Source organism: Streptacidiphilus albus JL83, assembly GCF_000744705.1.
Classification (GTDB): domain Bacteria; phylum Actinomycetota; class Actinomycetes; order Streptomycetales; family Streptomycetaceae; genus Streptacidiphilus; species Streptacidiphilus albus.
Map to the genome: position 1 here is coordinate 9,548,463 of NZ_JQML01000001.1, position 13,731 is coordinate 9,562,193.

The window sequence follows — 13,731 nt, forward strand, 5'->3', positions numbered from 1 at the left end:
ACCGCCGCCCGCGCCGACCGCCGCGCCCTGCTGCGCCGGAGCGGACGCTACTGGCCGGCCGCCGTCCTGCTGCTGCTGGTCGTCGCCCCCTACAGCGCGCTGCCGCTGCCCGGCCTGCTCGACGGTCCGGTCGGCAGCCCCGGCAACCTCCAACTGCTGGCCCTGTGCCTGGTCTTCGGCGCCCTCGCCACCGGCTACGACCTGCTGCTCGGCCGCACCGGACTGCTCTCCTTCGGCCACGCCCTCTACTTCGCGGCCGGCACCTACGCCACCAACACCCTGATGCTGGAGTCCGGCCTGGGCTTCTGGCCCGCCGCCCTGCTCGGCCTCGCCTTCGGGACGCTGCTCGCCGCCCTGCTCGGCTCGGTCAGCCTCCGGGTCAGCGGCATCGGCTTCTCCATGGTCACCCTGGCCTTCGCCCAGGCCGGGTCGATCCTGGTGAACCGCGACCCCGGCGGCGTCACCGGCGGCGAGGAGGGCCGCGCCGCCCAGGGCCTGCCCGGCGCCTTCGTCGGCATCGACCACACCGCCAACCTCTACTGGGTGGCCCTCGGCTACCTGGTGCTGACCCTCGCCGCCGTCCACTGGGCGGTCCGCTCGCCCACCGGCCGGGTCTGGGAGGGCATCAAGGAGAACGAACGCCGGGTCGAGGTGCTGGGGCTGCGCCCCTACGGCTACAAGCTCGTGGCCTTCACCCTGGCCGGGGCGCTGGCCGCGCTCGGCGGCGTGGTCTACCTGCTGCTCACCGGCGGCGCGACCCCGCAGACCACCACCTCGGACTTCACCCTGTCGCTGCTGGTGATGGTCGTTCTCGGCGGCTCCGGCAGCCGTTGGGGGCCGATGGTCGGCGGGATCCTCTACACCTGGGCGCAGCAGCGGCTCACCGACCTGGCCGGCACCGGCGCCGTCGCCGGGCTGCCGGCGGTGCTGCGGGTGCCGCTGTCGCAGCCGCTGTTCCTGCTCGGCGCCCTCTTCGTGCTGATCGTGTACGCCCTCCCCGGGGGCGTGGTACGACTTCCGGAACACATCCGCGCGGTCCGCGCCGCCCGGCGGGAACAGCGTCAGCAGCGGGTCGAGCAGAGAGGGAGGACAGCGGCATGACCGACCACCAGGAGATCCGGGTCCCCGTCGACGGCGGCGAACTGACCGCGCTGCGCTGGCCCGCGACCCGGGCGGACGCCCCGGTGGTGCTGGCGCTGCACGGCGTCACCGCCAACGCCCTGTCCTGGGGCCGGGTCGCCGACGCGCTGGCCGGACGGGCCACCCTGATCGCCCCCGACCTGCGCGGCCGGGCCGGCAGCAGGGCCGTCGCCGGCCCGTTCGGGATCGGGGTGCACGCCGACGACGTCGCCGCGCTGGCCACGGCGCTGCGCCTGCCGGCCGTGGTCCTCACCGGCCATTCGATGGGCGCCTTCGTCGCCGCGACGGCCGCCGTCCGCCACCCGCAGCTGGCGGACCGGCTGCTGCTGGTCGACGGCGGGGTCGGCTTCCCGCGTCCGGCCGGGGTCGACCCGGACGAGCTGATCACCGCCGTGATCGGCCCGGCGATGACCCGGCTGTCGATGACCTTCCCGGACCGCGCGGCCTACCGGACCTTCTGGCGGCGGCATCCCGCCTTCGCCGACGACTGGTCGGACTGGGCCGACGCCTACATCCAGCGGGACCTCACCGGCACCGAGCCGGAGCTCCGCTCGACCTGTCGGCTGGACGCGGTGCGGGCCGACAGCGTCGACCTGTTCGACAGCGAGGAGGTGCTGGGCGCCGTGCACCGGCTGCCCTGCCCGGCCCGACTGCTCCGGGCCGAACGCGGCCTGATGGACGAGGCCCAGGGGCTGTACGACCCGAAGCGACTGGAGGCGGCGGCGCTCGACCCGGACCGGCTCGCCGTCGAGCTCGTCCCCGACACCAACCACTACAGCATCCTGATCGGCGAGCGCGGCGCCCGCACGGTCGCCGACCGGCTGCTGGCCGCCGCCCGGTGAAGTGGCCTCAGGCCAGTTGCGGGGTGTTCCGCCGCAGGCCCCTGCGGTCGTAGCGGAGGCCATGAGACTTCCCGGGGCCTCTGGGGCACCGGAACATGCTGATATCGGACACCCCGACCACAGGCTCAGTTCGTGGACGGACCCGGGCGCGACACCGGTTCCGCCCGGCGCTGCGCCGATGCGGCGAATGCCGCGCAGCCGTCGTGACGGAACCGTGGGCTGCTGGTCGGCACTGGCGGACCCCGTCGCGGCCGACGAGGGCCTCGGGGCCGGGGCGCTGTGCCCGAGTCGACAGATTGCCCCAGTCAGGATCGGGTAGCAGGTCGGCAGCCGACCGAGAAGGAGTTCGCGTATGAGTTCGCCCGACGTGCCCGCCGAGAACGAGACGCCGCAGCCCCAACCCAGGCCACCGGCTCCGGAGCAGGGCTTCTGGGCGGAGTGGTGGGACGCCGTGTCTCCTCGCACGGTCGCCCTGCTGTTCGGGGTGCTCCTGCTCCAGCTCGCGTTCATCCTGTCCTACGTGGGCGCCTTCCACTCCCCGCAGCCGCACCGGATACCCGTCGCCGTGGTCGCCCCGGCGCAGGTCTCGGCCCGGACCGTCGACCAGCTGAACGCGATCGGGTCGAACCCGGTGAAAGCGACCGCCGTCGCCGACCAGGCCCTGGCCGAACAGCAGATCCGCGACGACGACACCTCGGCCGCGTTCATCGTCGATCCGACGTCCAACACCGACACACTGCTCGTGTCCTCGGCCGGAGGCACCTCGGTCTCGGGGGCGGTCACCACCGTGCTCACCCAGGTCGACGCCGCGCAGCACCGCTCCCTGACGGTGCGGGACATCGTGCCCCTGCAGCCCGGCGACGGGCGCGGCCTGACCGGGTTCTACCTGGTCATCGGCTGGATCGTCGGCGGCTATCTGGTGGCTGCGCTGCTCGGCGTCGCCAAGGGAGTCCGGCCGGCCACACCGCGCCGCGCGTATTTCCGCCTCGCCGCAGTCGTCCCGTACGCCGTCCTGTCGGGACTGGGCGGCGCGTTCGTCGTCGACCAGCTCCTGGGCGCCCTCACCGGCCACTTCCTCGCCCTGTGGCTGCTCGGCGCGCTCCTGGTCGCCTCCTCGGCCACCGTCACCATGGCCTTCCAGATGCTCTTCGGCGTGCTGGGCATCGGGGTGACCGTGCTGGTGTTCGTGATCCTCGGCAACCCGTCCGCCGGCGGCGCCTACCAGCCCACCCTGTTGCCGCCGTTCTGGCGGGCGCTGAGCGGCGCCCTGCCCAACGGGGCCGGTACGGACGCGGTCCGACGGATCGTCTACTTCGGCGCCGACGGCATCACCGGTCATCTGATCGTCATCGCGGTCTACATCCTCGGCGGCGCGGTGATCGCCGCAGCAGGCTCGCACCTGCAGCACCACCGGCTCCGCCGGCGCGGCGAAACCGCTTCGCCGACCGGCGAGTTCGACACCGACACGGCCGTCGCCTGACGGCTCGCCCGGCCGGCCGTGGCGCGGTGACCACGGCCGGCCGCCACGGGGCGCGCCGCGACGAGTCCTTGAGCCGCTCGTCAGGCTTCGCCTAGAGTGCGGTCGCGAGGGAGGGAGCACGGATGGCGGACGGGTTCGCGGAGTTCATGCGGACGGCGACGGGGCACACGCCCTACGGGTACCAGGCCGCGCTGGCGGCCGACGGGCTTCCCGAGTACCTGGAAGCGCCGTCGGGGGCGGGCAAGACCGCCGCCGCCGTACTGCCCTGGCTCTACCGGCGGCAGGTCGCCGCAACCGGGGTGACGCCGCGTCGGCTGGTCCACGTGCTGCCCGCGCACAGCCTGGCCCACGGCACGGCCGTGCGGATCGGGGAGTGGCTGCGGCGGCTCGGGCTCGCCGACGAGGTCGGGCTGCACCTGGTCGCGGGCGCGGCGGCGTCCGGGGGAGCCTGGCGGCGGCGTCCCGAGCAGAGCGCGATCCTGGTCGGCACGGCCGACGCGCTGCTCAGCCGGGCGCTGATGCGCGGCTTCGCCGACTGGCGCGGGATGGAGGCGGTGTCCTTCGCGCTGCTGCACACCGACACCCAGTGGGTCTTCGACGAGATGCACCTGCTCGGACCGGCACGGCAGACCGGCATCCGGCTCCAGCAGCTCCGCGACGAGCTCGGCACGGTCGCGCCCACGCGCACCATGTGGATGTGCTCGACCCGGACGGGTGGCGGGATCGGGGACGACGAGGAGGCGCTGCAGGCGCGGCTGGGCGCGGAGCGGCGGGTCGAACGGCTGCGACCCGACCCCGCCCGGTACCTGCCGGAGCTCGCTCGGTCGCTGGTCGCGGCGCACGTCCCCGGCACGCGGAGCATCGCCGTCCTCAACACCGCCGAGCGGGCGCGGGCGCTGTACCGGGAGCTGCGGGCGACCGCGCCCGGACGCGAGGTGCGCCTGCTGCACCGGGGGTTCCGGGCCGGGGAGCGCCCCGTCGTCACGGAGGGACCGGCCGACCTGATCCTGGTCGCCACCCCGGCGCTGGAGGCCGGGACCGACCTCTCGGCGCGGACGCTGCTGACCGAACTCGCCCCCTGGGCGTCGATCGTGCAGCGGGCCGGCCGCTGCAACCGCCACGGCGAGGAGCCCGACGGCGGGCGGCTGCTGTGGTGCCCGCCGCCGGGAGCGGACGGCGGCGGCGACCGGGTCGCCGAGTGGTTGACGGAGCGTGAGGGGAGGGCGGTGAGCACGGGGGAGTTCTTCGAGGCGTCGGTCGCCGAGCCCTCCCCGCCCGCGCCCCCGCTGCGGCGGGCGGACCTGCTCGACCTCTTCGACACCAGCCGCGAGCCGGACGGCACCGGCGTCGCCGGTTGGATCCTCGGGCCCGCCGAGGGCGACGCCCTGGTGGCCTGGCGCCGTTGGGAGCAGGGCGCGCCCGGCGAGGAGGAGCCCGACCCGGGTGCCGACGAGCTCTGCCCGGTGCCGCTCGCCGACCTGCCCGAGCTGCTCGACGGCCGCGCCTGGACCCGGGACCGCCGGGACCACCGGTGGCGGCCCGCCGACGCCGGCGACCTGCGTCCCGGGGCGGTCCTGCTGCTCGACGCCGGGCTCGGCGGCTACCTGCAGGACGAGGGCTGGGCCCCCGACAGCCGGACGCCGGTCGTGCCCTGCGGTGCGATCGCGGAACCCGGGTCCGCTGCCACGGCCCGGCAGCTCTTCGCCTGCACCAGCTGGGTGAGCCTCGACCAGCACCTGATGGAGACCGAGGAGGAGGCCGAGCGGCTGGTCACGGCGCTGACCGGCGTCTCGGCGGCCCACCGGGCGGCCGTCGCCCGGGCCGCGCGCTACCACGACCTGGGCAAGTGCCACCCGGCGTTCCAGGAGATGCTGCGCTCCGGCGGCGGCGACCCGCCGCCCGGCCTGCTGGCGAAGTCCAAGGCGCCCCACAACGGCATCGGCAACAGCCGGGCCCACTTCCGCCACGAACTGGTCAGCGCCCTGATCCTGCTGGGCGAGGAGCAGCCCGACGGCGGCGGCGAGCCGGACCACCGGCTGGTGGCGTACCTCGCCGCCGCCCACCACGGCCAGCTGCGGATCGCGCCGCACCGCCGTCCGGAGGAGGCAGCGCAGCTGCTGGGCGTCCGCGACGGGGACCGCACACCCCCGATCGAGCTCTCCACCGGCGAGCGGTTCCGCGCGCGGACCCTGAGCACGGCGGCGTTCCGCACCGCCGGGCCGGGATCCTGGACGGAACAGGCCCTGGCCCTCCGCGACCGGGAGGACCTGGGACCGTTCCGCCTCGCCTACCTGGAGACCCTGGTCCGGGTCGCGGACTGGCGCTCCAGCGCCCGCCACGACGGTCCGGTGCCGCCGCTGCTGCTGCCGCCCGGCTAGTCAGCGGGGGTCGAGTCCCGCCAGCATCTCCGGCAGCTCCCCGCTGTGGACGACCCCGAGGGTCTTCGTGGCGCGGGTGAGCGCGACATAGAGGTCGTTCACGCCGCGGCTGTGCGCCGCGAGGATCTCCGTGGGCTCGACGACCAGGACCGAGTCGAACTCCAGCCCCTTGGACTGGGCGGCCGTCATCAGCACCACCGGCGAGTCCAGCGCCGACGGCCCGTCCGCGACCGTGACCCCCTCCAACCCGGCCAGCAGGTCGATCAGTCCGGCCGGGAACCCGGGGGCGTGGATGATCGCCATCCGGCGGCCGTCCAGCGCCGCGACCTCCCGCTCGACGGCGGTGCGCAGCGCCGGCCCCCGGTCGTCCCCGGGGATCCGGAGGCTCCACGGGCGGCTGCCGCCCTCGCGCACCGCGCTGGGCGCGGTGAGTGCCGGGCCGACCGCCCGCAGGACGCCCTCGGTGACCCGCATGATCTCGGCCGGGGTCCGGTAGTTGACGGTGAGTTCGACCGTGCGCCAGCGCCCCGCCGTGTACTCCTCCAGCGCCTCGCTCCAGGCGTTCAGCCCGGCCGGGGCGCCGGTCTGCGCCAGGTCGCCCACGATGGTCATGGAGCGGCCGGGGCAGTGACGGGTCAGCAGCCGCCAGTCCATGGGGGAGAGTTCCTGTGCCTCGTCCACGATCACGTGGCCGAAGGCCCAGGTCCGGTCCTCGGTCGCGCGCTCGGACAGGGGGCGGAGCGACTCGTCGCCCCGGTACTGGCGGGCCAGCATCTCCGCGTCCATCTCCACCAGGCCCACGCCGAAGTCGTCGAGGACGATCTTGGCGAACTCCAGCTCGGCGGCGTCCGGTCCGCCCCGGTGGGCGGTGTCGCTGCCGGGGAGCGGACCGAGCAGCTCGGCGGCCTCGTCGAGCAGCGGCACGTCGGCCACGGTCCAGGCGGGCGCGGGAACGGTTGACGTCGCGGTTGCAGTCGCGGCCGCCGCATCCGTGTCCGGCAGTTCGCGCAGCAGCGCGGCGCGCTCGGCACCGGTGAAGCCCGGCATGGCCCGCGCCAGCCGTTCGGGGGAGGCCAACAGGGTGGTGAGCAACTGCTCCGGGCTCAGCAGCGGCCACAGCCGGTCGGCCGCGGCCTGGAGCTCGGGCTCGCCGACGAGCGCGTCGGCGAGGTCCGCCACGTCGTCCAGGTGCATCCGGGAGCCCGGGTCCTTGGCGTCCCGGTCCCTGGCGATCCGCAGGGCCAGCTCCGAGGAGAGCCGCTCGACCAGGTCGGCCCGCGCCTGGTTGTGCGGTTCGCGGCTGCGGTGCGCGGCGGCGTGGGCCCGTTCGCACAGGGCCCGGCTCAGCTCCAGCTCCAGGTGGTAGGGCGAGCTCTTGCCGACGGTGATGGTCCAGGACTCCTCCGGCAGCTCGCGCAGGCCGTCCAGCGCGGCGGCGAGCACCCCGGCCATCCGGACGTCGCCCTTGACGGCCGCGGCCTCGGGCGTGTCCGTGCCGGTCGGGGTGACGCCGGGGAAGAGCGCGCCGATGCTGCTGAGCACGACCTCGCTCTCGCCGAGCGCGGGGAGCACCTGGTCGATGTAGCGGAGGAAGGTCGTGTTCGGCCCGATGACCAGCACGCCGCTCTTGGCCAGCCGGTCGCGGTGGGTGTAGAGGAGGTAGGCGGCGCGGTGCAGCGCGACCACGGTCTTGCCGGTGCCCGGGCCGCCCTGGACCACCAGCACGCCGCCGAGTTCGGAGCGGATGACCCGGTCCTGCTCGGCCTGGATGGTGGAGACGATGTCGCCCATCCGCCCGGTGCGGGCCGCCGTCAGCGAGGCGAGCAGCGCGGTCTCCCCGCTCAGCTCGGAGCTGTCCCGGCCCTCCAGGGCGTTCAGGCCGAAGGCGTCGTCGTCGAAGTCGACGACGGTGCGGCCCTTGCTGCGCAGGTGCCGTCGTGCCGCCACGGCGCCGGGGGCGGCCGGCGTCGCGCGGTAGAACGGCTCGGCGGCGGAGGCCCGCCAGTCGGTGAGCAGCGGCTCGTGCTCCTCGTCGGCCAGGGCGATCCGGCCGATGTACTGGCGCTCGCCGTCGGCGCTGTCGATCCGTCCGAAGCAGAGCCCGTACTCGGCGGCGTGCAGTTCCGACAACCGGCGGGTGTGGTGGATTTCGAGCGTGTCGCGCTCCATGCGGGACTGGCTCGTTCCGCCTTTGTCCTGGAGGTGGATCTCGCGCAGTCGGGCGGTGGCGAGTTCGCGCTGGGCGTCGAGCCGCTGGTACAGCCTGCCGACGTACTCGTTCTCCGCGCGCAGCTCCCCGGCCCGCCAGGTGTCGGAGGCTTCGGCAGGGCCCGTTGAATCGATTTCGGACGATGACGATGACGATGACGCGGCGACCACGGTTGCTCCATTGACTAGAAAGAATTGGGCCGGGGCAGACGTGCGGGGCACGCATTCCGCGGTTTCCAATTCCGTCGATTTCGACCTCGGCCGTCGATTGTGCAGCATGACCAGGGCCTTGCGGCAAGCCCCCCGGTACGCTATATATTAGTTATGGAGAGGAGTGGGTAAACCTCCTCGTTCCTGGTCCGCGTGACGCGGAAGCCATCGGTCAGAGACCGGTACGGTACGCCTCCAGCCGCTCCGCCAGTTCCTTCGGGTGGCCGAGCATGGGGCAGTGGTCGCCGCGCATCTCGTCCGGCCGGAAGCCCAGCCGGTCGGTGACCGTGCCCCGGACGAAGTCGGCCGGGAAGAAGCGGTCGTCGGCTGCGAGCAGGAACCTGGTCTCCACCTCCGGCCAGGCGTCCAGCGGCCACGGCTCGCCGAACGGGGCCGGCGCCTGGCTCCGTTGGTGCGCGGCGACGAACTCGGCGGCCAGTTCGGCCGGGGTGTCGTGCAGCACCAGCGAGAGCACGTCCTCCCCGGCGCCGTCGGCGACGCCCCGGTTCCGGTCGGCCTCCTGCCGGGCCGGGCCGTAGCCGGTGTTGCCCCACCAGGCGCCCGGCGACTCGCCCGGTGCCGGGACCTGGGCCTGGAGCAGCACCAGCAGCTGCACCGGCACCCGGTCACAGACGAGCGGCCCGGTGAACCCGCCGAACGAGTGGGCGACGACGACGAGTTCGGTGCGCCCGCCGATCGCCGCGACCACCGCATCGGTGTACTGCGCGAGTCCGGCCGACTCGTCCTCGCACGGCAGGTCCGGTGCGACCACGTCGTGGCCCCGGTCGCGCAACTCGGCGGCCAGCGGGCCCCAGTACCATGAGTCGACCGCTGCGCCATGGATCAGTACGTATGTCGCCATGCACCGGGATCCTGCCCGATCGGCGCGTGCGGGCGCCACCGGGACGGGCGCGGACCCGCCGGCCGGCCGGGCGAACAGTTCGGCCTGTGGATCCGACACTCATAAGTGGTCTAGTCCAGAATACGGAGCCCCGGGAGCCCCTGGTCTGGACCTGAGGCCGGCAATGAGCAGGTGAACTACGGCTCTCGACAAAAAGGTTGACTGTACATCAGAGGAGCTGGTCTACTCAGCGCCCAGATTGGTCTACTCCACTTCTGTTTGCTGACATGACAAGGAGTGACGATGGCGCATCGCAGTCGCCGCATCCCACTGGCTGTAGCAGCAGTCCTCGGCGTCGGGCTGTTCGCCCCGTCGGCCGTGCCCGCGACAGCCGCGCCCGCGCGCCCGGCGGCGCGCCCGGCCGGCGACCGGCCCGCCCTGCCTTCCGTCCACCCGGTGCCGCAGTCGATGCAGTCGCACGGCCCGAATGTCCGGCTCGGCAGCTCGGTCGCGCTGGTCGCGCCCGCCGACGTGGACCCCTCCGCCCTCGCCGCCGCCCGCGCGGTGCTGCAGCAGGCCGGGGTGGCCCGGATCGACCAGGTCGCCTCTTCGGCCGGGATCGGCCACGACGAGACCGCCGTCTGCCTCGGCTACGAGCTGGAGGCCTACCCGCTGGTCTGACCCGACACCGGGGCCCCGGTCCTCGGCCCGCACCGGACCGGGGCCCCGCCGACCACCCCGGCCGCGACCCTCGGCCGAGCTACAGCCGGCCGATGGCGACGAAGGCGGCCAGGGCCAGGTAGACGACGTTGACGGCCACCAGCTTGGACTGGTTCAGCCGGGCGTGGGTGGCCATGGCGCCGACCATCAGCAGGATCCAGCAGAGGGCGGTGACCGGGACCATCACCGGGGCGATGCCGAGCGCGGCCGGCAGGACCAGGCCGGCGGCGGCGAGGAGCTCGACTGCGCCGAGGGCCTTGACGAGGCCGGGCGGGACGTTCGCGGTCCACTCGCCGCCGTGCTGCGCGGCCAGCCTGGCCCGGGGGACGAAGGACTTGGTGAGGCCGCCGACCAGCGCGACGGGGGCCAGCAGGGAGGCGGCGATCCAGAGGGCGAGGTGCATGGCAGGACTCCTCAGGCTGCGGTGGTGGGCATGTTGTGGGCGGTGCCGGGGAGCGGGGTGTCGTCGAGGTAGCGAACCTCGTAGACGCGCTCGGCGAACCGCCAGCCGTCCCGGGTCCGGCGGTAACGGTCGTGGTAGAGCGCGTAGTTGAGGTGCGAGCTGCCGTCGCGCAGCCGACCGAACTCCTGGATCCAGGCGCGGCCGGTGGCGGCGTCGCCGTCGAGGCGCACCACACCTGAGTGGGTGTGCTGCACGAAGAACTCCCACAGGCCCTGGCCCCAGGCGATGCCCGCCCGGATCTGCTCCCGGCCGACGAACTCCCGGTTGATGTGCGGCCAGCTCACCACCGCGTCGGGGGTGAACTGCTCGGCCACCCGTTCGAAGTCGCGCATCAGGATCGCGTCGGTGAGCTCGGCGCAGAGCGCCTCGATCTCCACCCGGTCGGCGGTGAGCCGCATCTCGTCCATCGGAAACTCCTTGTTCTGCGGACCGGACCGCTCGCCGATCCGCTGAATCAAGGTTCGTCCCGCTCGGGAACCGGAACAATGAGAGGTTCACCGACCGATCGATAACACCGGGGTTATGGGTGGAGCTGCGCGACATCGAGATCTTCCTGACGCTGGCCGAGGAACTGCACTTCGGCCGCACTGCCGAGCGGCTCCACGTCTCGCAGGCCCGGGTGAGCCAGGCGGTGGCCCGGCAGGAGCGGCAGTTGGGCGTGGCGCTGTTCGACCGCACCAGCCGCCGGGTCGTGCTCACGCCTGTCGGTCGTCGGCTGCGGGAGGACCTGCAGCAGGTGGTGGAGCTGCTGCAGCAGAGCCTGGACCGGGCCCGCGCCGCCGGACCCGAAGGCCCCGGACGCCCGCTGCGGGTGGGCGTGTTCGGCCAGGCGGGCCACGAGCTGCTGCCGCTGGTCGAGGCCTTCCGTGCGCAACACCCGGGGCAGGAGCTGGAGTTCGCGGAGGTCAACGGCACCGATCCGTTCACCCCGCTGCGCACCGGGGAGCAGGACGCCGCCGTGCTGTGGCTCCCGGTGGCGGAGCCGGACCTCACCGTCGGCCCGGTGCTGCTCACCGGCGGCCGGGTGCTGGCCGTCGCGGCCGACCACCCGCTGGCCGCGCGCGGCAGCGCCGGCCTGGAGGCCCTGGCCGAGGAGCACGTGGTGGACCTGGGCCCGGACGCCCCCGATTACTGGGTGGCGTCCATGGTGCCGACGCACACCCCGCTCGGCCGCCGCATCCCGCGCGGCCCCGCCGCCAGGACCTTCCACGAGATCCTGTCGCTGGTGGCGTCCGGCCGCTGCGTCCACCCGCTGGGCGAGATCGCGGCCCGCTACACCCGCCCGCCGGGCATCGTCTTCCTCCCGATGCCGGACGCCCCGGTGCTGCACTGGGCGTTGGTGTGGCCCTCCCAGACCGACAACCCCGCCGTGCGCGCCCTCGCCCGCACCGCCGGCGCACTGGGTCCGCTGCTGCTGTAGCGGTCCGTGCGGCGCTGCAGCCCGGGGGCCGAACGGCTCAGGCGCCGGACAGGGCGTGCAGCCGCAGGGCGAGTTGGAGCTCCAGGGCGCGCTGCGGGCTGTTCCAGTCCGGGCCGAGCAGCGACTGGATCCGGTCCAGCCGCTGGACCACCGTGTTCACATGGACGTGCAGCTGCTCCTTGGCCCGGATCAGGCTCCCGGAGCAGGCGAAGTAGGCGTCCAGGGTGCGGACCAGCGCGGTGCCGCGCCGGGCGTCGTACTCCAGCAGCGGGCGCAGCGTCGCCGTGACGAAGCCGCCCACGTCGTGGCCGTCGCCCAGCAGCACGCCGAGGAAGCCCAGTTCGAGCGCGTCCGCGCCCTCGCCGACGCGGCCCAGGACCTGCAGCGCGCGCAGGCAGCGGACCGCCTCGGCGTGGGCGGCGGCCAGCGGCAGCGGTCCGGCCGCGGGCCCGGCCGCCGCGACCGTGACCGGGGTGCCCAGACGGTGCGTCAGCTCGGCCGCCGCCGCCCGTGCGGCGGCGCCGGGCGCGGTCCCACCGTGGGGGAGCAGCAGCACCACCGCCCCGGCGTGCTCCGCGCCGATCCCCTCACCGGTGAAGAGGTACTGGGTGGCGGCCCCGGCCAGCCGGTCCCGGTGCGCCGGGCCGGCCTCGGCGACCAGCAACAGGTGCGGGCGGTCGAGCCGGACGCCCAGCCGCCGTCCGCGCTCGGCCAGCCCCGCCGGATCGCGGTCCGGCGCGGTCAGCAGGTCCGCGATCAGCTCGCCGCGCACCCGGTTCTCGGTCTCGGCGACGGTGCGCCGCAGTAGCAGCAGCAGCGCGGTGACCACCCCGGCCCGCTCGAACAGCCGCCGGTCCGGGTCCTCCAACTGCGCCCGGCCGCGCAGCACGAAGCTGCCCAGCAGCTCCTGACCGGCCAGCACCGCGCAGATCCAGGCGTCCTCCCGGAGCACCGCCCGCCCGGCGGCCCGGGAGTCCTCCACCGCCTGCGCCAGCGCGGCCGCGCCCACCGGGTCGGCCTCCGTGCGCGGCGCGACCGCGCCGTCCGGCCGGGCGACTGCCAGCGGCAGGCCCAGCGGATCGTGGAGGGTGATGGTCCCGCCCAGCAGCCGGGCGACGGCGGCGGCGACCTCCGGCACGTCCCCGCCGCGCAGCACCAGGTCGGTCAGCCGGTCGTGGGCCTCCTCGGCCCGCTGCATCGCGGCGGCGTGCTCCTGGATCACCGCGTTCGCCCCGGCCAGTTCGACCAGCGCCGCACGGGTGTCGGACAGTGCGCGGGCGGTGTCGATGGCGATCGCGGCATGGGCCGCCAGCGAGCACAGCAGCGCGACCTCCTCCGGCGAGAACGTCCGGGCGCTGCGGTCCGAGGCGAACAGCACCCCGATCACCTGGCCGCCGTTCTGCCGGCTGCTGCCCAGCAGCAGCGGCACCCCGAGGATGGCGACCAGCCCCTCCTCCAGCACCCCGGCGTCGATGCTGCCCCGGCGGCGGAACCGCTCGTCGGTGCGGTAGTCGGCGGACGCGTAGGGCCGGGCGCTCTGCGCGACCAGGCCGCCGAGACCGTCGCCCGGACGCAGCCGCAGCGACTGGAAGACGGGGGAGATGGAGCCGTCGGTGACCCGCATGTAGGTGTCCCCGGCCTGCTCGTCCGGCAGCGTCAGATAGGCGACGTCGGTGCCGAGCAGCATCCGGGCCCGGCGGACGATGGAGCGGAGCACCGCGTCCAGGTCCCGCAGCGCGGCCAGGTCGCTCGCGGTGTCGAAGAGCGCGGCCAGCTCCGTCTCCCGCCGCCGGTGCTGCCGCAGGGTGCTGCGCACCCGCAGCGCGGTGCCGGTCGAGCGGTCCACCTCGGCGATGTCCGGCGCCGCCGCGCCGCTGGCGCGGGCGGCGACCGCCACCGCCTCGAACTCCTCGGCCGGCGCGTCCTCCGCCAGCAGCTCCAGCAGCCGGCGCAGGTAGGGCGCGGCGGAGGGGACGGCGGAGGGGGTCAGGTCGGCCATGGCGGGTCATCCTTCCACAGGTCGGGCCGG

The 13,731-nt window shown here is 74.5% G+C and carries 11 protein-coding genes; 6 read left to right on the top strand and 5 right to left on the bottom strand.

Annotated features, from left to right (window positions below):
- The first annotated feature begins 27 nt into the window (after positions 1 to 27).
- The 4 genes from BS75_RS41405 to cas3g all read left to right on the top strand — a co-directional run bounded on the left by BS75_RS41405 (position 28) and on the right by cas3g (position 5,840).
- Positions 28 to 1,101: a branched-chain amino acid ABC transporter permease gene (locus tag BS75_RS41405; protein ID WP_052070433.1), complete on the top strand. Its 1,074-nt coding sequence runs from the start codon at positions 28 to 30 to the stop codon at positions 1,099 to 1,101.
- Positions 1,098 to 1,982, top strand: a complete 885-nt coding sequence (locus BS75_RS41410; RefSeq protein ID WP_034091885.1) for an alpha/beta hydrolase — start codon at positions 1,098 to 1,100, stop codon at positions 1,980 to 1,982. The genes BS75_RS41405 and BS75_RS41410 overlap by 4 nt, the downstream gene beginning before the upstream one ends.
- 352 nt (positions 1,983 to 2,334) lie before the next feature.
- Positions 2,335 to 3,462 (top strand): YhgE/Pip domain-containing protein, encoded by a 1,128-nt coding sequence (locus BS75_RS41415; protein WP_034091886.1) that lies wholly within the window; start codon positions 2,335 to 2,337, stop codon positions 3,460 to 3,462.
- A gap of 122 nt (positions 3,463 to 3,584) precedes the next feature.
- The gene (gene cas3g / locus BS75_RS41420) at positions 3,585 to 5,840 is read left to right on the top strand and encodes a type I-G CRISPR-associated helicase/endonuclease Cas3g (RefSeq protein ID WP_034091887.1); all 2,256 of its coding nucleotides are present in this window, start codon (positions 3,585 to 3,587) and stop codon (positions 5,838 to 5,840) included.
- Here cas3g and BS75_RS41425 read toward each other — a convergent pair whose 3' ends face one another.
- Positions 5,841 to 8,219: a HelD family protein gene (locus BS75_RS41425; RefSeq protein ID WP_231608058.1), complete on the bottom strand. Its 2,379-nt coding sequence runs from the start codon at positions 8,217 to 8,219 to the stop codon at positions 5,841 to 5,843.
- Positions 8,220 to 8,430: 211 nt separating this feature from the next.
- Positions 8,431 to 9,120, bottom strand: coding sequence for an alpha/beta hydrolase (locus BS75_RS41430; protein ID WP_034091888.1), 690 nt, complete (start codon positions 9,118 to 9,120; stop codon positions 8,431 to 8,433).
- Positions 9,121 to 9,402: 282 nt separating this feature from the next.
- Between BS75_RS41430 and BS75_RS41435 the strand changes: the two genes are divergently transcribed.
- On the top strand, positions 9,403 to 9,780 hold the full coding sequence (locus BS75_RS41435; protein ID WP_034091889.1) for a hypothetical protein: 378 nt from the start codon (positions 9,403 to 9,405) through the stop codon (positions 9,778 to 9,780).
- A 79-nt stretch (positions 9,781 to 9,859) separates the two neighbouring features.
- Here the strand turns inward: BS75_RS41435 and BS75_RS41440 are convergent, their stop codons facing one another.
- Together BS75_RS41440 and BS75_RS41445 are read right to left on the bottom strand one after the other, a co-directional pair.
- Complete coding sequence (locus BS75_RS41440) at positions 9,860 to 10,222, bottom strand: DoxX family protein (protein ID WP_034091890.1); 363 nt, start codon at positions 10,220 to 10,222, stop codon at positions 9,860 to 9,862.
- Between the two features lie 11 nt (positions 10,223 to 10,233).
- Positions 10,234 to 10,689 (bottom strand): nuclear transport factor 2 family protein, encoded by a 456-nt coding sequence (locus tag BS75_RS41445; protein ID WP_034091891.1) that lies wholly within the window; start codon positions 10,687 to 10,689, stop codon positions 10,234 to 10,236.
- Positions 10,690 to 10,808: 119 nt separating this feature from the next.
- Here BS75_RS41445 and BS75_RS41450 point away from each other — a divergent pair, with 119 nt between their 5' ends.
- A complete protein-coding gene (locus BS75_RS41450; RefSeq protein ID WP_034091892.1) occupies positions 10,809 to 11,702 on the top strand; it encodes a LysR family transcriptional regulator in 894 nt (297 codons plus the stop codon).
- Positions 11,703 to 11,739: 37 nt separating this feature from the next.
- Here BS75_RS41450 and BS75_RS41455 read toward each other — a convergent pair whose 3' ends face one another.
- The gene (locus BS75_RS41455) at positions 11,740 to 13,701 is read right to left on the bottom strand and encodes a helix-turn-helix domain-containing protein (RefSeq protein WP_034091893.1); all 1,962 of its coding nucleotides are present in this window, start codon (positions 13,699 to 13,701) and stop codon (positions 11,740 to 11,742) included.
- Positions 13,702 to 13,731: the final 30 nt, after the last annotated feature.

Coding starts and splice junctions, on each gene's coding strand:
- BS75_RS41410 (WP_034091885.1), top strand. CDS start 1,098: ATGACCGACCACCAGGAGATCCGGGTCCCCGTCGACGGCGGCGAACTG.
- BS75_RS41415 (WP_034091886.1), top strand. CDS start 2,335: ATGAGTTCGCCCGACGTGCCCGCCGAGAACGAGACGCCGCAGCCCCAA.
- cas3g (WP_034091887.1), top strand. CDS start 3,585: ATGGCGGACGGGTTCGCGGAGTTCATGCGGACGGCGACGGGGCACACG.
- BS75_RS41430 (WP_034091888.1), bottom strand. CDS start 9,120: ATGGCGACATACGTACTGATCCATGGCGCAGCGGTCGACTCATGGTAC.
- BS75_RS41435 (WP_034091889.1), top strand. CDS start 9,403: ATGGCGCATCGCAGTCGCCGCATCCCACTGGCTGTAGCAGCAGTCCTC.
- BS75_RS41440 (WP_034091890.1), bottom strand. CDS start 10,222: ATGCACCTCGCCCTCTGGATCGCCGCCTCCCTGCTGGCCCCCGTCGCG.
- BS75_RS41445 (WP_034091891.1), bottom strand. CDS start 10,689: ATGGACGAGATGCGGCTCACCGCCGACCGGGTGGAGATCGAGGCGCTC.
- BS75_RS41455 (WP_034091893.1), bottom strand. CDS start 13,701: ATGGCCGACCTGACCCCCTCCGCCGTCCCCTCCGCCGCGCCCTACCTG.